This window comes from Rhodococcus sp. IEGM 1305 (genome assembly GCF_030058635.1).
Classification (GTDB): domain Bacteria; phylum Actinomycetota; class Actinomycetes; order Mycobacteriales; family Mycobacteriaceae; genus Rhodococcus_F; species Rhodococcus_F opacus_D.
This window is the reverse complement of the sequence record NZ_JASHKX010000012.1, coordinates 15,929-34,570: the sequence shown is the minus strand read 5'-3', so window position 1 is coordinate 34,570 and position 18,642 is coordinate 15,929. Positions and strand designations below refer to the sequence as shown.

The following is an 18,642-nucleotide window of genomic DNA, read 5'->3' as shown; positions in this document are numbered from 1 at the left end:
CGAGCACGACGCCCGGCGGAACTACTGCGCCGGCGTCGTGTTCCGCGTCTTGAGAAGGCTGGCGACGGTGGTCACTGCCAGCACACCGATGATCACGGCGAGCGAGAACACCGTGGACACCTCCGGTACGGCCACGTGCTCGCCGCCGTTGATGAAGCCCAGCGTGTTCTCGTGCAGGGCGTGCAGCACGAGTTTGACGCCGATGAACGCGAGAATGATCGACAGGCCGTACGACAGGTACACCAGACGGTCCAGCAGGCCGCCGATGAGGAAGTACAGCTGACGCAGACCCATCAACGCGAACGCGTTGGCCGTGAAGACCAGGTACGGCTCCTGGGTGAGCCCGTAGATCGCGGGAATCGAGTCGAGCGCGAACAGCACGTCGGTGAATCCGATGGCGACCAGCGCGAGCAGTAGCGGCGTCACGACGCGCTTGCCGTTGATCCGCGTGACGAGCTTGTCGCCGTCGTAGGTGTCCGTGGTGGGGAGGATCTTCTTCGCGACGGCGACGATCTTGCTGTCACGCTCCTCCTCCACCTCTTTCTCGTGCCCGTGATCACGCACCAGCGTGTACGCGGTGTAGATGAGGAACGCACCGAACAGGTAGAAAACCCAGCTGTAGGCGTTGATCGCCGCGGCACCGACGCCGATGAAGATGCCGCGCATCACCAGCGCCATCACGATGCCGATCAGCAGTACCTTCTGCTGGTACTCCCGCGGCACCGCGAATGTTCCCATGATGATGACGAACACGAAGAGGTTGTCGACCGACAACGCCTTCTCGGTGACGTAACCGGCGAAATACTCGCCGCCGTACTGACTTCCCCACAACCACATCACGACCAGGCCGAACAGGATCGCGATACCGATGTAGACCGACGACCAGAACGCCGACTCACGGAACGTGGGGGCGTGCGGTGTGCGCACGTGCGCGAAGAAGTCGAAGACGAACAGTCCGAGAATCACCACACAGGTGATGACCCAGACCAGCGGTGACACATGCATGAACACAGACCTCCGGTAGACCTAGCGGGTACCGGAGGTCTCTCCCGCCGCCGGAATCTTGTGTCCGAGCGACTGACAGCCCCGGATCGGCAACGGTGCCGATCGTGTTGACGATGCTGTCACAGAGGTGGGGATACTCCCCTCCAATTCGGTGACCATTCAACCACACTGCGCGAGAATCGCCCATTTCGGACACGCGCACCGCGCCCTACTCCTGATCGGACGGCGCCTCGTTCGGGTCGCCGCCGCGGATCGACCACAACAGACCGTCGAGTTCCTCGGGCTTGATGAGCACGTCACGGGCTTTCGAGCCCTCACTGGGGCCCACCACTCCCCTGGTCTCCATCAGGTCCATCAGGCGGCCGGCCTTGGCGAAACCGACACGCAGCTTGCGCTGCAGCATCGACGTGGACCCGAACTGGCTGGAGACGACGAGTTCCACCGCCTGCAGCAGCACGTCCATGTCGTCGCCGATGTCGGGATCGACATCCTTCTTCTCCCCGACCTTGGCGGCGGTGACGCCGTCGGTGTACTCCGGCTCCGCCTGGTTCTTGCTGAAATCGACGACCGCGGAGATCTCTTCGTCGGTGATGAACGCGCCCTGCAGGCGGGTCGGCTTACCTGCGCCCATCGGCAGGAACAGCCCGTCACCCATACCGATCAGCTTCTCGGCGCCGGGCTGGTCCAGGATGACCCGGGAGTCGGTCAGGGACGACGTCGCGAAGGCGAGTCGTGACGGCACATTGGTCTTGATCAGACCCGTCACGACGTCCACCGACGGCCTCTGTGTGGCCAGCACGAGGTGGATACCGGCGGCGCGCGCCTTCTGGGTGATCCGCACGATCGCGTCCTCGACGTCGCGCGGCGCGGTCATCATGAGGTCCGCGAGTTCGTCGACGATGGCGAGGATGTACGGATACGGCCGGTAGACCCGTTCGCTGCCGAGCGGCGCGGTGATCTCACCCGACTTCACCTTGGAGTTGAAGTCGTCGATGTGGCGGACCCGGTTGGCCTGCATGTCCTGGTAGCGCTGTTCCATCTCCTCCACCAGCCAGGCCAGCGCGGCCGCGGCCTTCTTCGGCTGGGTGATGATGGGCGTGATGAGGTGCGGTATGCCCTCGTAGGGCGTCAACTCCACCATCTTGGGGTCGATGAGGATCATCCGCACTTCGTCGGGTGTCGCACGGGACAGCAGCGACACCAGCATCGAGTTCACGAAGCTCGACTTACCGGAACCCGTGGAACCGGCCACGAGCAGGTGCGGCATCTTCGCGAGGTTGGCGCTGACGAAGTTGCCCTCGATGTCCTTGCCGAGACCGATCACCAGCGGGTGGTGGTCCTTGCGGGTGCTCGGGGCGGTGAGCACGTCGGCGAGGCGCACCATCTCGCGGTCGGAGTTGGGGACCTCGATGCCGACCGCGGACTTGCCGGGGATCGGCGCGAGCAGGCGCACGTTGTCGGTGGCGACGGCGTACGCGATGTTGCGGGCGAGCGCGGTGATCTTCTCGACCTTCACACCCGGTCCGAGCTCCACCTCGTAGCGGGTGACGGTCGGGCCGCGGGTGAATCCGGTGACGGCCGCATCGATCTTGAACTGCTCGAGGACCTCGGTGATCGCCTCGATCATCGCGTCGTTGGCGGAACTGCGCTTCTTCGGCGGATCACCCTCGATGAGCAGCGACGTCGGGGGCAGCGTGTAATCGCCCTCGACCACCCGGTCGGTCACGAACTTGTCGACGTCGGGCAGCGGCTCCGGTTCGGGCTCCGGCTTGGGGGCGACGACCGGCTTGGCCTTGGCACGCGCCGGTTTCGGCGCCGGCGCAGGCGCCGGGACGGGTTCCGTGGCGGGCTCGGTCTCCCATAGCCCGAGCACCTCCGTCTTCGCGGTATCGCTGACGTCGTACTCGTCGGTGGGGTAGTTGTCGGCCGGGGCACCCCGGCCCCCGGTCTTGTAGTCGTCGACCGGGTAGCCGTCGGCGTCGAAGAGCGTGGGGTCGTATTCGCCGTCTTCGTAGTACTCGCTGTCGTAATCGGCGTAGTGGTCGCGGCCGAACGACGTGCCGAAGTACGACTGCAGCTTGCCGGGCACCTCGCGGACCGTGGTTCCGGTCAGCAACAGGACACCGAACAGTGCCGCCATCAGCAGTAGCGGAGCGGCGAGCCACACGGTCAGGCCGTCCGTCAGTGGGCCTCCCGCCGCGTACCCGACGAAACCGGCGCCGCGGGCCCTGCCCTCGGCGTCGGTGGGCGAACCGGTCGCGATGTGCCAGAGCCCGAGAGCGGGCAGACCGACCAGCAGCGACCCCAGGACCAGTCTCGGCCGGATCTCGGGTTTCGGCTCGGTCCGCATCAGGATCACCGCGACGGCGACGCCGATCAGGGGCAGGACCCCGGACGCCCCACCGAACACGGCACGGACTCCGGTCTCGATCCACTCGCCCACCGGACCGCCCGCGGAGAACCAGATTCCGCCGGCGACCACGACGCTGATCGCGATCAATCCGAGCGCGATGCCGTCGCGCCGGTGGCCCTGTTCGATCTCGGCAGCCTTGCCGACCGTGCGGGTGGTGGCCCCGACGCCCTTGGCCATCAGCGACCAGCCGGCACCGATCCCCCTGCCCACCGACTTGAGGGGACCGGACGTGGACGGCTTCTTCGCGGCGGGCCTCCGGGCGCCGCCGCGGGAGCCGCCACCCCGCGGCGAAGTGGGTTTGCGCGGAGTGCTGACCGTCCGGGTCGTGCGGGACTTCGGCTTGGACGTGGTCGAGCCGCCTCGCACGCCCGTCCTCGCCGTGGACGTCGTCGTGCTCGAACCGCGGGCGCTCGCCTTACCTGCCATGGCTCCCAGATTAGTCGCTACGGCACCTTCCGGACCATCCGCAACACCCGTAACACAGGGACACCTGCGGCGAAATGCCCTCAGAACCCTCGGTCGAGGGAGGTCACGGCCTCGATGTCGGCAGTCTCACCATCGGCCTCGATCCGTACCTGATCCCGGCCGAACGCGTGCAGGGCGAGTTCCGACGGTTCACCGCGCAGGATCACCCGGCCGGCGCCGGCTTTGCGCACGGTGGCCTGCTCTCCGGACGGCCGCTCGAGCACCACCGTCACCGGGGAGTGCCGGTAGCCGAGCTTTCCGACCTTGCGGGCGAGACCCCACAGCGCGTCCTGGCGCTTGTCCGGCAGGACCCGCGGTTCCCATCCGTCGTGGGCGCGGCGCACGTCCTCGTGATGGACGAACATCTCCCCCAGGTTCACCTGCGCGTCCACCCAGTACATCGGCGACCACATCGGCGGACCCGACCGGACCTCGTCCAGCAGGCGGCTCCACGGACGTTTCGCCGTCTCGTTCTGGACGTGTTCCGTGTAGCCGGCGAGCCGACCCACGACGATGCCGGGGGCAGCGTCGAGGCGTCGTTCGCGCACGATCAGGTGGGCAGCCAGGTCCCGGTTGGTCCACGTCCCGCAGAGGGTCGGGGCGTCGGGACCGAATTCGGCCATCGAGTCGACGAGGGCGAGGCGTTCATCTCGGGCGAAGGTCACCCGACCGAATCTACCTGCCGGAGAACTACTTGCCCTCGGCCGACGGCACCGCGATGACGGTCGGGACGATCATCGGCCGGCGACGGTACTTGTCCGCCACCCATTTGCCGACGACGCGCCGGATCGCCTGGGCGATGCGGTGAGCGTCGTTGATGCCCTCGGTGGCCAGTCGCAGGAGTTCCGCCTCGACCAGCTGAGCCGCATCCTTGAGGGCCGTGGGGTCGTCGGAGAATCCGCGTCCGGACACCTCGGGGGTGCTGACCGCACGACCCGTGTGGTCGTCGATGACGACGTTGATGGCGATGAATCCACCCTCACCGAGGACCAGCCGGTCCGACAGCGTGGAGTCGCCGACGTCACCGACGGACAGTCCGTCGACGTAGACGTGCCCGACGGGAACCTGCCCGACGATCTCGGCGAGACCGTCGACCATGTCGACCACCACGCCGTCCTCGGCGAGCACGATCCGGTCCTCCGGCACGCCGGTGGCCTTCGCGAGGGCGGCGTTGGCGCGCAGGTGACGCCATTCGCCGTGAACCGGCATGGCGTTGGTGGGCCGGACCGCGTTGTACAGGTACAGGAGCTCGCCCGCCGACGCGTGACCGGAGACGTGCACCTTCGCGCTCTGCTGGGTGACGACGGTGGCGCCGCGCTTGGCGAGCCCGTTGACGACGGCGAACACGGAGTTCTCGTTGCCCGGGATCAGCGAGGACGCCAGCACGACGAGATCGTTCGCCCGGATGTTGATCTGCCGGTGCTCACCGCGGGCCATCCGCGACAACGCCGACAGCGGTTCACCCTGCGAGCCGGTGGAGATGAGGACGAGCCGATCGTCGGGCAGGTTGGCCGCGGTGTCGATGTCGACCACCAGGCCGTCCGGCACGGTCAGGTATCCGAGATCCTGCGCGATCTGCATGTTGCGGACCATCGACCGGCCCACGAACGCCACCCGCCGGTTGTACCGGTGGGCGACGTCGACCACCTGCTGGATGCGGTGTACGTGGCTGGCGAAGGAGGCCACGATCACGCGCTGTTTGGCCTTGCCGATGACGTTGTCGAGCACTCCCCCGATCTCACGTTCGGGGGTGACGAATCCCGGCACCTCGGCGTTGGTGGAGTCGACCAGGAACAGGTCGACTCCCTCGTCGCCGAGACGGGAGAAGCCCGCGAGGTCGGTGAGCCTGCCGTCGAGCGGAAGCTGGTCGAGCTTGATGTCACCGGTGTGCAGCACGACGCCGGCGTCGGTCCGGATCGCGACGGCGATGGCGTCGGGGATCGAGTGGTTGACGGCGAAGTACTCGCACTCGAACGGACCGTGATCGGTGCGCTGCCCCTCGACGACCTCGACGAGGTTGGGGCGCTGGCGGTGCTCACGGCACTTGGCCGCGACGAGCGCGAGCGTGAACCGCGAACCCACCACGGGCAGATCCGGCCGCAGGCGCAGCAGGAACGGGATGGCGCCGATGTGGTCCTCGTGGCCGTGCGTGAGGACCACGGCCTCGACGTCGGCCATCCGGTCCTCGATGTGCCGGAAGTCCGGGAGGATCAGGTCGACACCCGGCTGCTGGTCTTCCGGGAACAGCACACCGCAGTCGACGATGAGCAGCTTGCCCTGGTGCTCGAAGACGGTCATGTTGCGACCGATCTCGCCGATACCGCCCAGCGCCACCACTCGCAGACCCTTGAACGGAGCCTTCGGCGGGGCACCGAGCCGGGCTGTCGGATCGACCGACGCCGGCCGCGTGTCCTGACGCTTGTTGCCGCCGCCGCGCCTGCCGGAGCGGGACGACGACTTGTTGGCGGCGCCGCCCTTCGTGGAGGAGGTCTTCACGGGCGCGGACTTGGCCTGCTCCGACTTCGGAGCCGACGGCTGGTCGGCGACGACGGGCGCCGACTTCGCCGACTTCGGCGGCTCGGCGACGACGGGCGCCGACTTCGGCGGCTCGGCGACAACCGGCGGCTCGGTGGCCGGGGGCGCCGACTTCGGCGGCTCGCTTGCGATGGGGGAAGGGGGACCGGCCTGGCGGCTGGCACTGCGACGACGAGGCGGTCGGGTCACGCGAGCACCCCCGCAGCGTGCAGATCGGCGGCCAACAGGTCGAGCTGATCGTGGGTGGGTGCCACCTGCGGCAACCGGGGTTCGCCGACGTCCAGGCCGATCAGGCGCAGACCCGCCTTCGACGCGCTGACGCCGCCGAGACGCGCCACCGAGCGGATGACCGGGATCAGGCTGAGGTTGATCGCGCGGGCGCGGGCGATGTCACCGGCCGCGAACGCCGTGTGCAGTTCGCGCAACCGGCCGGGCACGAGGTGCCCGATGACGCTGACGAATCCCGTCGCGCCCACCGACAGCCACGGCAGGTTGAGTGGATCGTCACCCGAGTAGAACTGGAGGTCCGTCGTGCCGATCAGCTCGGCGCCTGCGTTGAGGTCGCCCTTGGCGTCCTTGACCGCGACGATGCGCGGGTTCTCGGCGAGGCGCCGGATGGTCTCGGTCTCGATGGGGACCACGGAGCGGGGTGGAATGTCGTAGAGCATGACCGGAAGGTCGGTGGCGTTGGCGACGGCGGTGAAATGGGCGAACAGTCCGGCTTGCGGCGGACGCGAGTAGTAGGGGGTGACGACGAGGAGGCCCTGCGCGCCCGCGCGGGCGGCGTCTCGGGCGAGTTCGACGCTGTGCGCGGTGTCGTTGCTGCCCGCGCCGGCGATGATCTTCGCGCGGTTGCCCACCGCGTCGATCACTGCCCGGAGCAGCTCGAGCTTCTCGTTCTCGGTGGTCGTCGGCGACTCACCGGTCGTCCCGGCGAGGACGAGGGAGTCGCATCCGTTGTCGACGAGGTACGCCGCGAGGCGGACACCGGCGTCGACGTCCAGCTTTCCGTCCGAGGTGAACGGCGTCACCATCGCTGTGGACACGGTGCCGAACGGACGCTCGACGGGAGAAGCGGAATCACCGTAGGTCATGGTCAGAAGGCTACCCGGTGACCCAGGTACTTTTGCACACCCGTCACGCGTCGGCGGAAAACGTGCTCCGTGCCACCTCCGTGCCGTCGCCCCAGACCAGTACCTCGAAGTCGCCGAAGACATTCGGCGCGGCCGCCTGCAGCTGTCTCAGGCACTCGACCGCGACGCGGCGAATCTCCACGTCGGCGTGCTCGGTGGCGCGCATCGAGACGAAGTGCCGCCACGCCCGGTAATTGCCGGTGACCACCACGCGGGTCTCCGTGGCGTTGGGCAGGACGGCCCTCGCGGCCTGCCTCGCCTGCTTGTTGCGCAGCGGCACGCTGGAGGTGTCCGCCAGTTTCGTTTCGAGGGCCGCGAGGAGTTCGCCGTACGCCGCCCGGCTCGCGTCGGTGGCCTTCGCGAACAGCTCCTCGAGTTCCGGGTCGCCCGCGATCGCGGGAGGGACGACGACATTGCCGTCGTTCTCCCGCACGAAGCGCTGCGACAGCTGCGAGTAGGAGAAGTGGCGGTGCCGGATCAACTCGTGGGTGCAGGACCGGGAGATGCCGGTGATGTAGAAGCTGACGGTGCCGTGTTCGAGGACCGACTCGTGCCCGACCTCGAGCAGATGGCGCAGATATCCGGCGTTCGTCGCGGTGCGGGGGTTGGGTTTGGACCAGCTCTGGTAGCACGCCCGTCCCGCGAACTCCGCCAGCGCTTCGCCGCCGTCGGCGTCGGTCTCCCACGGAATGTCCGCCGGCGGAAAGAACTCCGTCTTCGCGACGAGTTGCACCCTGAGCGGCACGGTCTGCGGCACTGCGCTGTTCCTCCTACCGAACTCCCTGGTCGGGAGTCCCTCCTGAATGCATCGACCCTAGTCGCAGCGGTGATCGGGGGCTCGGCGTGCCCCGTTCCGGCAACGGCCCGGTTCCCGTGTGTTCACCCGCGCGTGTCAGTCTCGTCTCGCCCACACTGTCGGTGGTGCCGCAGATTCGCGAGGGAGACTTCCTGTGCAGTACCGGACAGGCCGCGCGCGCCGCGCCGTCGTGATCGCAGTTCTCGGGACAGCAGTTCTCGGGACAGCGGTTCTCGGGGCCGCTCCCCCGGCGTTCGCCGGACCGCCCGCGACGGGACCGTCGGTTGCCGAGAGTCCGGCACAACACACGGCCGTGCAGCGCTCGCTCGGGCTCGAGGGCGCCCGAAACGCCCGTGACATCGGTGGATACCCGACGGCAGACGGCGCCGTCGTCCGCTCCGGTCTGGTGTTCCGCACGGACGCGCTGGACAGGCTGACCCCGCGCGACCTCGCGCGACTCGAAGCCTCGAACGTCACGATCGTCGACGACCTCCGCACGACGTACGAGCGGACGCTCGCACCGGATCGGCTTCCGGCCGGGGCAGCCGGGAACTGGTACGACGTGCTCGGGCAGTCACCGATCACCACTCTGGTCGACATGCCCGCCGCCTACCGCGCCTTCGTGACGGGACCGGGTGCGAACGAGGCGTTCTCGGCGGTTCTGCACGACATCGCGGCGTCCGACGGCTCCGTGATCTACCACTGCAGCGCTGGCAAGGACCGCACCGGGTGGACGACGGCCGTGCTGCTCACCCTCCTCGGGGTCCCGCGCGAGGCGGTGACCGCGGACTATCTGCTCAGCAACACCTACCGCGGCGCCGATCCGGAGCATCCTGGACTGGACGGCGTCGACCAGGCGTGGCTCGACATCGCGTTCGACACGGCCGTCGCCACCTACGGCAGCTTCGACGCTTACGTGTCGGAGGGGCTGAAGTTGTCCGAGGGCGACATCGCCCGGCTGAAGTCACGACTGCTTGACTGACGTCACTTATGACGCCATGATGGCGTCATGGACCTCGGCAACTACGTCTCCCGGCTGCAAGACGACCTGAACGCGGCAGCCGCACTCGGCGACGAGCAGACGCGGGCGACCGCGTCGGCGCTCGCCGCCGCGATTGAACCCGCCGCCCGGCTCCTTCTGCTCTCGGCGCTCACCGATTTCGCGGGTGAAGTGTCGTCCGAGCTGGGCAATCGCAGCGTCGGTGTGCGTCTGAACGGCAGCGAGGTGGCGGTCGACGTGCATCGCACCCCCACCGCGCCGGGGCCGGACGGGGACGGGACCACGACTGCCGAGGACCTGGGTGCCGCCTTCGATGACGTCACCGGTGACATCAGCCGCGTCACTCTGCGTCTGATGGATCAGATCAAGTCGAAGGCCGAGGAGGCCGCCTCCCAGAACGGGGTGTCGCTCAATTCCTGGGTGTCGCAGGCGGTCCAGGGCGCGCTCAAGGACCAGATGCGCCGCAGCGGGAGAGACAATTTCTGAGCACCTGCGTACTCACTCCACGCGCCCGTCGGCGGCGGTGATGTAATTACGTCGCATCAGCCACACGGTGAGAGTCGCCACGGGCTCGAAGGAGCGAAGAACATGGCCGTTTCCGGCGTCAAGGAATTCGAGATCAAGGCCGATCCGGCCACGGTGATGGCCGCGATCGCTGCGGTGGATCGCCTGCCCGAGTGGTCCTCGGCCCACAAGTCGGTCACCATCGAGAGCACACACGACGACGGCCGCCCCCATCGAGTCCGGATGAGCGTCTCCATCCTCGGGATCAGCGACGAGCAGGTCGTCGACTACACGTTCGAGGGCGACGACACCGTGTCGTGGCACCTCGTCGAGAGCGGCCAGCAGAACGCCCAGGACGGCTCGTACGTTCTCACCGAGTCCGGCGCAGGCACCAAGGTCACATTCGAGTTGACGGTCGACCCGAAGATCCCGCTGCCCGGGTTCCTCGTGAAGAAGGCGCAGAAGACGGCACTCGAGACCGCGAGCAAGGGTCTGACGAAGTTCGTCGAGAGCCTGTAGTTCCTCACTCTCCTCGCGGCCGCGCCGCCGCGGCCGCGAGGAGGGCACCGAGGTTGCCGCGATCGTCCACCCGGATGTCGTCCAGACCCAACCACGTTGCCATTCTTCGCAGTTCCGGGTGCAGTGCCTCCACCACACGCCCCGGATTCCGGTCGGGTTCCACGAACGCAGATCGCACCTCGAGCGTTCCCGACGCACGGTCGGCCTTGAGATCGACCCTCGCGACCAGTTCACCGTTCAGCAGGAACGGAAAGACGTAGTACCCGTGGACACGTTTGTGCGCGGGGGTATAGATCTCGAGGCGGTACCGGAAGTCGAATATCCGCTCGGTCCGGGGACGGCAGAAGACCAGCGGATCGAACGGGCACAACAGCGCCGCACCCTCCACCTTCCGGGGAACCCGGACGTCGCGGTGAACGAATGCCGGCGCATCCCAGCCGCGGACTCCCACCCGTTCCAGCACCCCGTCCTCGACGAGTTCCTCGATGGCCGAGGCGGTCTGCGCCGGCGACAGTCGGTAATAGTCACGGAGGTCGGGTTCGGTGGCCACACCGAGGGCCCGCGCGGACCGCTGCACGAGGCCACGGACGGCATCGTCCTCCGAGACTTCCTCGGCGAGTATCGCTTTCGGCAGCACACGTTCGCTCAGGTCGTAGTGACGGGTGAAGGCGACCCGCTTGTCCACCGCCAGTGCGCCGGACGCGAACAGTTGCTCGCACACCACTTTGGTGTCGCTGCGATCCCACCACGGCCCCTTGCGGTCCGGCTTGTCGACCTCGAGGTGTTTTTCCACGTCGCTCGCGCTGCACGCACCGACGGCGCCGATCACGTCGAGCACGTCGGCGGCGAGCGTGGGATTGCGATCGAGCACGCGGGATTCGCCGGACCAGCGACCGTGCCGGTACCGGTGCATCCGCCAGCGCATCAGCGGCCAGTCCTCGACGGGGATGAACGCTGCCTCGTGGGCCCAGTACTCCGCCAGCATCCGGGGTGCGCGGGCGGAATGCGACCACGCCGCCGAATCGACCAGCCCGCGGTCGTAGACACCGAGACGGCTGAACAGCGGGACGTAGTGGGCGCGCACCGCCACCGACACCGAGTCGATCTGGAACAGCCGCACTCGGTCGAGGACCGAACGGACGTGCCTGCGTGTCGGCGCCCCAGCCGGTTTCCGGTCGGCGAACCCCTGCGCCCAGAGCGCCGATCTCCGGGCCGCGGCTGCGGTCATCTCACGCATGCCCGCAGCCTGCCATCAACCACCGACACGTTGCCGGCCGCGACCGTCAGGCGTCCTCGGCCAGCGTCACCGCGACCGTCGCGCCGAGTTCGTAGCACCGCTCCCGTGCGCTCGCGTCGAGCGATCCGGTCAGTTCCAGGATCTCGGCCACCTGCGTGAGTGCCAACCCGGTCACGATCTTCTGCACCGATGTCACGGCCCCGGCGGTGTCGTTGTTGCCGTGCACCCAGAGCCCGTAGGGGCGGCCGGCGACCGCGTCGAGGCACGGGTAATAGACGGTGTCGAAGAAATGCTTCAGCGCACCGGACATGTACCCGAAGTTGGCGGACGTCCCGAACAGGAACCCGTCTGCTGCCAGGACGTCGGGCACGGTCGCGCCGAGAGCGGGGATCGACTTCACCTCGACGCCGTCGATGTCGGGGTCCCGCGCGCCTTTCAGCACGGCTTCGAGGCACTCACGGGTCACCGGCGACGGCGTGTGGTGGACGACGAGTAGTGACTTCACAGTCGTCAGCGTACGACCGGGCCCGTTTCCTACCGGCCGGGCTCGCCTTCCCGTTCGACGCGTTCGAGTTCCACGGCCCGTTTCATCGTCTCCCGGGCCCTGCCGCGGTCGCCGGCGTAGTCGTAGGCGCGGGCGAGGCGGTACGAGTTCCGCCAATTGTCCGGGTCTGCTTCCCATTCGGATTTGACCTGCTGGAACAGTGCGTCGGCGGCATCCCGGTCGATGCGGCCCGAGGGGCGCTTCGGCAGATCGCTGACATCCAGTTCGAGCCCCTCGTCGGCGATGCGGCGGGACAGATGCTGATGCTGGAATCCGGCGCGCAGCGTGGCGTAGACGATCCAGGCGCCCAGGAACGGCAGGATCAGGACGCCGACACCCAGGCCGATCGCGGCCGCTCCGCCGTCCTGGATCAGCTCGATCCCGCGTTGGCCGAGAAGGACGAAGTAGAACGCCAGCGCCGCGACCAGCAGTCCGATCGTGACGACGGTCTTGGTCGAGCCGTCCTTCACAGGTCGAGAAGGGGGTCGATACCGACGGTCAGGCCGGGACGGGAGCCGATCTCCCGTACCCCGAGCAGGACGCCGGGGGCGAAGGAATTGCGATCGATCGAGTCGTGCCGGATGGTCAGCGTCTCGCCCTGTGTGCCGAGGATGACCTCCTGATGGGCGACGAGACCTGCCAGCCGCACGGAATGCACCCGCACGCCGTCCACGTCGGCGCCGCGGGCACCGTCCAGTTCGGTGGTCGTGGCGTCGGGGCTCGGTCCCACGCCCGCCTTGCGGCGTGCCTCCGAGATGAGCGCGGCGGTCCGGTAGGCGGTGCCGGACGGCGCGTCCGCCTTGTTGGGGTGATGCAACTCGATGACCTCGACGGAATCGAAGAATCGTGCCGCCGCCTCGGCGAAACGCATGGAGAGAACGGCACCGATCGCGAAGTTCGGGGCGATCAGGACCCCGACCTCGGGCCGCTCCGACACCCACGACCGCACCGTGTCGAGCCGGGCGTCGTCGAAGCCCGTCGTGCCCACGACGGCATGAATACCGTTGGACACGAGGAACTTCAGGTTGTCCATCACCACGTCGGGGTGGGTGAAGTCGACGACGACCTGCGTGCCGGCCTCGACGAACGTCTCCAGCCGGTCGCCGTGATCGACCTCCGCGACGAGTTCGAGGTCCGGTGCCTGCTCCACCGCCTCGCAGATCGCTCGGCCGACCTTGCCCTTGGCCCCGAGAACCCCGACCCTGATGGGTGCTGCTGCGCTCACTTCTCCACGCTCCGTCCAGTCACAACGATTCGCCCGAAAGCCTACGCAATCGCCGGGTGCCGGCCGGTGTGCAGGGGCGGGGCGGGAGACCTGCGTCTCGTCGTCAGACGCGGCCGGCCTCGTACTCGGGGTGCCAGTGCGGTGATCGGCCGAGCAGCGACAGCACGGTGTCGAAATCGGCGGAGTCGGGGTCGGTCGGCAGGCCGGGCGCGAACGCGGCTCCCTCGCGCATCCGGTCTGCCCCGTCCGGGACGAGTCGTGCGATCGGGAGAACCGCAGCCACCATGCCGGATTCGGGCGCGAAGTCGAGCCCGAGTGACCGGGCGACGTCCCACGAGTGCACGACGTAGTCGAGGAAGTGGAACCCGACGGCCGTGGATGCGGGGAACGGGAACTCGGTGCTGATCTCCGGTAACCAGAACTGTCGCTCCCCGACGCCATCCCTTGTGAAGGCCTCGATGACGGTGTGGGCCGCCGAGCGGTACGCGCCAACGGGATCCGCCGACGTGTGCGGCTGCCAGTTCGACGGGTCGGGACCGCCGCCCGCGGCCGCTGCGGCGAATCCCAGGTGCTGCACGGTCATATGGGCCAGCAGTTCCCCGAGAGTCCACTGCGCACACGGGGTCGCGCGCTGCAGATCGTCGCGGGTCACCTGCGACACGAACTCCACACTCGATTGCACGGCGCGGACATCCCAGCGCCGGACCTCGTCCACATCCATCGTCGACACCTCGTCCTCGACTCGAATTAATACGCGTCCGCTTATCATCTACCTCAGCCTATGATTGGTCAAGGTGTATTTTCTGCGATATGCCCAGCCTCGACCCGACCAGCGGACAGCACGAACGCACTCGCCCCGACCTCGCGGCGATGACGACCGCCCTGAACCGTTCGCTGGTGGCGGCAGAACTCCCCGTGCTCGCGGAGCACGGACTCACCATGTGGGGATACGTCGTGCTCCTGGCACTCGACGAGCACCCGCTGCGCACCCAGGCCGCGCTCGCGGAAGCAATCGGCGCCGACAAGACCAGGATCATCGGCGTGCTCGACGACCTGCAGGACCGTGGCCTGATCGACCGTCAGCGCGATCCCGCGGACCGCCGGGCCCGCCTGCTGTCGCTGACCCCGGACGGGCACGACGTGCGCGACTCGGCGCAGGCGGCGATCCGGCGAGGCGAGGAGCGGCTCCTGGCCAGGTTGCCGGAGCGCGACCGCAAGGGATTCGTGTCCGCCCTGATCGCGCTGTCGGCACTGCCGGTCGAAGACGTCACCGGGCGCCCGGCCGACTCCACCTGACGGAATTCGCGCCGGCGCCCTTCAGCCCTGCCGCAGCGCGTCCACGGCCTTGCCGATCCGGCGCTGCCGCGTCTCGTCCGTCTTGGCACCCTCTATCGACAGCACGTGCCGCCGCTGGTTGCTGTACGACAGTGCGTCGAACGCCTTTCGCGCGTCCGGTTGCCGGTCGAGCGCCTCGGCGAAGTCGGGTGGAACCGTGACGACCCTGGGTTCGGTGTCGAGTTCGACGTCGACGTCCACCTCGTCGCCTGCCGCGGCGCCCGCACCTGCCCGGTTCTCGGCGCTGAGCGGAATCATGAACACGCCACCCATCGGCGCGACCGTGGTGCGGTAGGTGTGACCGCCGATCGTGACCCGGACCGCCGGGCGCTTACCCGACCCCAGGTCCGCGACGACGTTCTCGGGGATCCGGAAACCGGTCGCGGTCTTGCCGCCGAGCTCGATGGTGGTGCGAAACCTCATGGGCAGAATTCTGCCCGCGACCGGCCCGCCGGGTCAGTCGAACACGATGATCTGCCGGATCGCCTTGCCGTCGGCGAGTTCGTCCATGCCGCGGTTGATGTCGTCGAGGGTGATGCGGGAGGAGATGAGTTTCTCCACGGGAAGCTTCCCGGCGCGCCAGAGGTCCTCGTAGATCGGGATGTCCCGCGACGGCACCGCCGACCCGAGGTAGCTGCCGATGATGGTGCGGGCCTCGGCCACCAGGGTGAGCGGGGAGATCGACGACCGCGCGTCGGGGGACGGCAAACCGACGGTGATCGTCTTGCCACCGGGAGCGGTCGCGCGCACAGCCGACTCGAATGCGCGCGCGTTGCCGGCCGCCTCGATGACGATGGGTGCCCGGACACCGGCTTCCTCGAGCTCCGCCGGGGTGTAGACGGCCGTCGCGCCGAGTTCGCGTGCGGTCTGCAGCTTCTCGGGAACGGCATCGACGCCGATGACCTCGCCGGCACCCCGGGAGACCGCCGTCAGGATCGCGGCCATCCCCACTCCACCGAGCCCGACGACCATCACGGCCTGGCCGGGTTGCGGATCGCCCGCGTTGAGGACGGCACCGCCGCCGGTGAGGACGGCGCATCCGAGCACGGCCGCCACATCGGCGGGGACGTCGTCGCCGACGGGAACGACCGAGCGGCGGTTGACGACCGCGTGCGTTGCGAATCCGGACACCCCGAGGTGGTGGTGCACGGTGTCGCCGCCGCGGTGCAGTCGCGCTCCCCCGTCGAGCAGGGTTCCGTCGTTGTTGGCACCGGTGCCGGGCACGCACGGCATCCGGCCGTCGGTGGCGCAGCCCTCGCACTCCCCGCAGCGAGGGAGGAACGTCATCACGACGCGCTGTCCGACCGTGACGTCGTCGACTCCGGCTCCGAGTTGCGTGATCCGCCCCGCAGCCTCGTGCCCGAGCAGCATCGGGACCGGGCGCACCCGGTTGCCGTCGACGACGGACAGGTCGGAATGGCACAGGCCCGCCGCCTCGATCCGGACGAGGATCTCGCCCTCACCGGGCTCGTCGAGGTCGAGTTCGGAGATCGAGATCGGCGCCGACTCGGCGAACGGGCGGGTTCTCCCGATCTCCTCGAGTACCGCTCCACGGATCTTCATCTCGGGCTTCTCCTCTGGTTTCGGCGAATCCTCGTTACCGCACGATGCCGCGCACCGAGGCCGGCAGGTCACGCTTGCGACGATACGGTCCGACGACGGCGGCGCCGAACGGGCGTTGCAGCAGCACTCGCGCGACGTCGCGCACCTCGTCGGTGGTGACTGCGTCGATCTTGCTCAGGGTTTCGGTGATGCTGCGGTGATTGCCGTAGTTGAGCTCACTTCGGCCGATGCGGTGCATCCGGGATCCCGAATCCTCCAGTCCCAGAACAAGTCCACCCCGCAGCGATCCCTTGGCGCGGGCGCACTCGGCGTCGGTGATGCCCTCGGCGGCCACGTTCGACAGCACCTCCCGGATCACCGTGGTGACCTCGCCGAGGTTCTCGGGCTGGCACCCGGCGTAGATCGAGAACGCACCGGTATCGGAGAACGTGTCGATGCCCGAGTACACCGAATACGCCAGGCCGCGGATCTCCCGCACCTCCTGGAAGAGCCGGGAACTGAGACCGCCACCGACCGCGGCGTTGAGCACCGACAGCGCCCAGCGGTGTGACTCGTGCCGCCCGAACGCGCGCACCCCGAGGGAGAGGTGGACCTGTTCGCTGTCCCTGTTGGTCAGGCTGAGGGTCGGCCCCGTCCGCAGGCGCAGGGTGCCTGCGCGTCGCGGGGCGGGTTCGGACGCCGAGTCGAGGTGCCCGGCGAACGCGCGCCGGACCAGCTCGACCGTCGGTTCGTGCTCCACGTTGCCGGCGACGGCCACCACCATGCGCGGTGGCGTGTAGCGCCGCACGTGGAAGGAGTGGAGTTGGGTGCGGGTCATCGATTCGATGGATTCGACGCTGCCGATGACGGGCCTGCCGACGGGATGGTCGCCGTAGAGCGCGGTCAGGAACGCGTCGCCGAGGAGGTCTTCCGGGTCGTCGTCGCGCATCGAGATCTCTTCGAGGACCACCTGGCGTTCCACGTCGACGTCGGCGGACCGGCAGCGGCCCCGCAGGACGACGTCACTGACGAGGTCGATCGCGAGGGGCAGGTCGTCGTCGAGCACGTGCGCGTAGAAGCAGGTGTGTTCCTTGGACGTGAACGCGTTGAGCTCCCCGCCGACGCCGTCCATCACCTGCGCGATGTCGAGGGCGCTGCGCGACGGCGTGGCCTTGAACAGGAGGTGCTCGAGGAAGTGCGCGGCCCCGGCGACGGTGGGCTGCTCGTCGCGTGATCCGACACCCACCCAGACGCCGACGGACGCGGATCGGACACCGGGAACGTATTCGGTGACCACCCGGAGCCCGCCGGGGAGCACGGTGCGCCGGACGCCGGCATCCGGCTCGTGGAGGGTCGGCGCTTGGGTCAGTGCGGCAGTGCGGCTGCGATCGATCTTGGCCATGTAGTGGTTCAGCAGTCCTCGAAAGCTGGGCGTCGTCGAACGGCAAACTTTACACGCGGCACCCGGCCGTCCCTCACCAGCCTCGGCGATGTGGTTGTGAGCCCGATCAGCTCGCTGTTCCTGAGGACGGCCACGGCGCGAACAACACGATCCTCGGCAATCGTGTCCCGGTTGCGACGAACCACGTGAACCACTCACCAGTGCCGTGGCAAGAACAGTTCGATGCCGAATCAGAGTCCGGGTCGGCGTGGGGGGTCGCAAGACCGGAGGTCGGTCGCCGTGAGCACCGCGATGCGCTCGGTGCGCTGGCCCGGCCGGATCATCTCCCGCGCCTCCAGCATCCTCGTGCGGGACGAGAGGGCGGGACCGAACGGCACGTCCTCCGACGCGACCACGTCCACCCGCAGTCCCCGCTCCTCCAGCATCGCCCGTGTCTTGTCCACACCGTTGAGCGTCGACTGGACGAGGAGCAGGGCCCCGCCGGGGGCGAGAAGATCGGGGGTCTCGCTGCAGATCCGATCGAGCACGGCGCGCCCGTCGACGCCGGCATCCCAGGCCCGCGCGAGTACCCGGCCCAGTCTGCCGTCGTCCGTCGCAGGCGCGTAGGGCGGATTGGCCACGACCACGTCGAAGCGCAGAGTCCGGACGGAGTCCACCAGGTCACCCCGCACGACGCGGATCGTCCGGCGGTGCAGTTTGGCGTTGAGCCAGGTACTGATCGCGGCCCGGCGCGACACGTCGACCGCCGTCACCCACCCCGCCCCCGCCGCGCAGGCCTCGACGCTCAACACCCCCGTGCCACAGCAGAGATCGAGCACCCGCGAGCCCGGTCCGAGATCCCGGGCCGCCAGCACCTCGGCGAGCAGCCAGGTGTCACGCTGGGGCCGATACACCCCGGGTAGACGAACGAGCATGATCGGCTCCCTCCCTCGCCGTTCCCTCCCAGCGTGGCCAGTACCCCGAGTTACATGCAACTCGACACGGGCC

Annotated in this window: 19 protein-coding genes; 4 read left to right on the top strand and 15 right to left on the bottom strand. The window is 68.4% G+C overall.

Features of this window, described 5'->3' with window-relative positions; all coding sequences use genetic code 11:
- Positions 1-21: 21 nt before the first annotated feature.
- The 6 genes from QM693_RS18750 to thyX all read right to left on the bottom strand — a co-directional run bounded on the left by QM693_RS18750 (position 22) and on the right by thyX (position 8,308).
- Entirely contained in the window at positions 22-1,005 is a 984-nt protein-coding gene (locus QM693_RS18750; protein WP_283331944.1) for a TerC family protein, read from the bottom strand.
- Between the two features lie 208 nt (positions 1,006-1,213).
- On the bottom strand, positions 1,214-3,844 hold the full coding sequence (locus QM693_RS18745; RefSeq protein ID WP_283331945.1) for a DNA translocase FtsK: 2,631 nt from the start codon (positions 3,842-3,844) through the stop codon (positions 1,214-1,216).
- 80 nt (positions 3,845-3,924) lie between these two features.
- On the bottom strand, positions 3,925-4,548 hold the full coding sequence (locus QM693_RS18740) for a TIGR03085 family metal-binding protein (protein WP_283331946.1): 624 nt from the start codon (positions 4,546-4,548) through the stop codon (positions 3,925-3,927).
- A 25-nt stretch (positions 4,549-4,573) separates the two neighbouring features.
- Entirely contained in the window at positions 4,574-6,607 is a 2,034-nt protein-coding gene (locus QM693_RS18735; protein ID WP_283353118.1) for an RNase J family beta-CASP ribonuclease, read from the bottom strand.
- Positions 6,604-7,512: a 4-hydroxy-tetrahydrodipicolinate synthase gene (gene dapA / locus QM693_RS18730; protein ID WP_005261164.1), complete on the bottom strand. Its 909-nt coding sequence runs from the start codon at positions 7,510-7,512 to the stop codon at positions 6,604-6,606. Before dapA ends, QM693_RS18735 begins: the two co-directional genes overlap by 4 nt.
- Before the next feature lie 43 nt (positions 7,513-7,555).
- Positions 7,556-8,308 carry an FAD-dependent thymidylate synthase gene (thyX, locus tag QM693_RS18725; RefSeq protein ID WP_283331948.1) on the bottom strand — a complete coding sequence of 251 codons (753 nt, stop codon included), beginning with the start codon at positions 8,306-8,308 and terminating at the stop codon, positions 7,556-7,558.
- Between the two features lie 193 nt (positions 8,309-8,501).
- On the opposite strand from thyX, the gene QM693_RS18720 reads away from it, so the two are divergent.
- The 3 genes from QM693_RS18720 to QM693_RS18710 all read left to right on the top strand — a co-directional run bounded on the left by QM693_RS18720 (position 8,502) and on the right by QM693_RS18710 (position 10,370).
- On the top strand, positions 8,502-9,329 hold the full coding sequence (locus QM693_RS18720; RefSeq protein WP_283353117.1) for a tyrosine-protein phosphatase: 828 nt from the start codon (positions 8,502-8,504) through the stop codon (positions 9,327-9,329).
- Between the two features lie 27 nt (positions 9,330-9,356).
- Positions 9,357-9,833, top strand: coding sequence for a toxin-antitoxin system HicB family antitoxin (locus tag QM693_RS18715; protein ID WP_283331949.1), 477 nt, complete (start codon positions 9,357-9,359; stop codon positions 9,831-9,833).
- A gap of 102 nt (positions 9,834-9,935) precedes the next feature.
- Entirely contained in the window at positions 9,936-10,370 is a 435-nt protein-coding gene (locus QM693_RS18710; protein ID WP_005240727.1) for an SRPBCC family protein, read from the top strand.
- A 4-nt stretch (positions 10,371-10,374) separates the two neighbouring features.
- Here the strand turns inward: QM693_RS18710 and QM693_RS18705 are convergent, their stop codons facing one another.
- The 5 genes from QM693_RS18705 to QM693_RS18685 all read right to left on the bottom strand — a co-directional run bounded on the left by QM693_RS18705 (position 10,375) and on the right by QM693_RS18685 (position 14,097).
- The gene (locus QM693_RS18705) at positions 10,375-11,607 is read right to left on the bottom strand and encodes a winged helix-turn-helix domain-containing protein (protein ID WP_283353116.1); all 1,233 of its coding nucleotides are present in this window, start codon (positions 11,605-11,607) and stop codon (positions 10,375-10,377) included.
- Positions 11,608-11,653: 46 nt separating this feature from the next.
- Positions 11,654-12,112, bottom strand: coding sequence for a flavodoxin family protein (locus QM693_RS18700; RefSeq protein ID WP_009479998.1), 459 nt, complete (start codon positions 12,110-12,112; stop codon positions 11,654-11,656).
- 29 nt (positions 12,113-12,141) lie between these two features.
- Complete coding sequence (locus QM693_RS18695; RefSeq protein ID WP_105414531.1) at positions 12,142-12,621, bottom strand: hypothetical protein; 480 nt, start codon at positions 12,619-12,621, stop codon at positions 12,142-12,144.
- Positions 12,618-13,376: a 4-hydroxy-tetrahydrodipicolinate reductase gene (gene dapB, locus QM693_RS18690; protein WP_061701336.1), complete on the bottom strand. Its 759-nt coding sequence runs from the start codon at positions 13,374-13,376 to the stop codon at positions 12,618-12,620. Before dapB ends, QM693_RS18695 begins: the two co-directional genes overlap by 4 nt.
- 103 nt (positions 13,377-13,479) lie before the next feature.
- Complete coding sequence (locus QM693_RS18685; protein WP_280783261.1) at positions 13,480-14,097, bottom strand: TIGR03086 family metal-binding protein; 618 nt, start codon at positions 14,095-14,097, stop codon at positions 13,480-13,482.
- Between the two features lie 89 nt (positions 14,098-14,186).
- Between QM693_RS18685 and QM693_RS18680 the strand changes: the two genes are divergently transcribed.
- Positions 14,187-14,672, top strand: coding sequence for a MarR family winged helix-turn-helix transcriptional regulator (locus QM693_RS18680; protein ID WP_283353115.1), 486 nt, complete (start codon positions 14,187-14,189; stop codon positions 14,670-14,672).
- A 21-nt stretch (positions 14,673-14,693) separates the two neighbouring features.
- On the opposite strand, the gene QM693_RS18675 is transcribed toward QM693_RS18680, so the two are convergent.
- The 4 genes from QM693_RS18675 to QM693_RS18660 all read right to left on the bottom strand — a co-directional run bounded on the left by QM693_RS18675 (position 14,694) and on the right by QM693_RS18660 (position 18,569).
- On the bottom strand, positions 14,694-15,134 hold the full coding sequence (locus QM693_RS18675) for a YdeI/OmpD-associated family protein (RefSeq protein WP_283353114.1): 441 nt from the start codon (positions 15,132-15,134) through the stop codon (positions 14,694-14,696).
- A gap of 33 nt (positions 15,135-15,167) precedes the next feature.
- Entirely contained in the window at positions 15,168-16,274 is a 1,107-nt protein-coding gene (locus QM693_RS18670) for a zinc-binding dehydrogenase (protein ID WP_283353113.1), read from the bottom strand.
- A gap of 34 nt (positions 16,275-16,308) precedes the next feature.
- Positions 16,309-17,655, bottom strand: a complete 1,347-nt coding sequence (locus QM693_RS18665; protein ID WP_283331952.1) for a M16 family metallopeptidase — start codon at positions 17,653-17,655, stop codon at positions 16,309-16,311.
- A 230-nt stretch (positions 17,656-17,885) separates the two neighbouring features.
- A complete protein-coding gene (locus QM693_RS18660) occupies positions 17,886-18,569 on the bottom strand; it encodes a HemK2/MTQ2 family protein methyltransferase (protein ID WP_283353112.1) in 684 nt (227 codons plus the stop codon).
- Positions 18,570-18,642 lie beyond the last annotated feature (73 nt).

Bases quoted from the DNA above. Each gene is read 5' to 3' on its own strand.
- QM693_RS18750 (WP_283331944.1), bottom strand. From the start codon at position 1,005: ATGCATGTGTCACCGCTGGTCTGGGTCATCACCTGTGTGGTGATTCTC.
- QM693_RS18745 (WP_283331945.1), bottom strand. From the start codon at position 3,844: ATGGCAGGTAAGGCGAGCGCCCGCGGTTCGAGCACGACGACGTCCACG.
- dapA (WP_005261164.1), bottom strand. From the start codon at position 7,512: ATGACCTACGGTGATTCCGCTTCTCCCGTCGAGCGTCCGTTCGGCACC.
- QM693_RS18715 (WP_283331949.1), top strand. From the start codon at position 9,357: ATGGACCTCGGCAACTACGTCTCCCGGCTGCAAGACGACCTGAACGCG.
- QM693_RS18710 (WP_005240727.1), top strand. From the start codon at position 9,936: ATGGCCGTTTCCGGCGTCAAGGAATTCGAGATCAAGGCCGATCCGGCC.
- QM693_RS18705 (WP_283353116.1), bottom strand. From the start codon at position 11,607: ATGCGTGAGATGACCGCAGCCGCGGCCCGGAGATCGGCGCTCTGGGCG.
- QM693_RS18685 (WP_280783261.1), bottom strand. From the start codon at position 14,097: ATGGATGTGGACGAGGTCCGGCGCTGGGATGTCCGCGCCGTGCAATCG.
- QM693_RS18680 (WP_283353115.1), top strand. From the start codon at position 14,187: ATGCCCAGCCTCGACCCGACCAGCGGACAGCACGAACGCACTCGCCCC.
- QM693_RS18675 (WP_283353114.1), bottom strand. From the start codon at position 15,134: ATGAGGTTTCGCACCACCATCGAGCTCGGCGGCAAGACCGCGACCGGT.
- QM693_RS18670 (WP_283353113.1), bottom strand. From the start codon at position 16,274: ATGAAGATCCGTGGAGCGGTACTCGAGGAGATCGGGAGAACCCGCCCG.
- QM693_RS18665 (WP_283331952.1), bottom strand. From the start codon at position 17,655: ATGGCCAAGATCGATCGCAGCCGCACTGCCGCACTGACCCAAGCGCCG.
- QM693_RS18660 (WP_283353112.1), bottom strand. From the start codon at position 18,569: ATGCTCGTTCGTCTACCCGGGGTGTATCGGCCCCAGCGTGACACCTGG.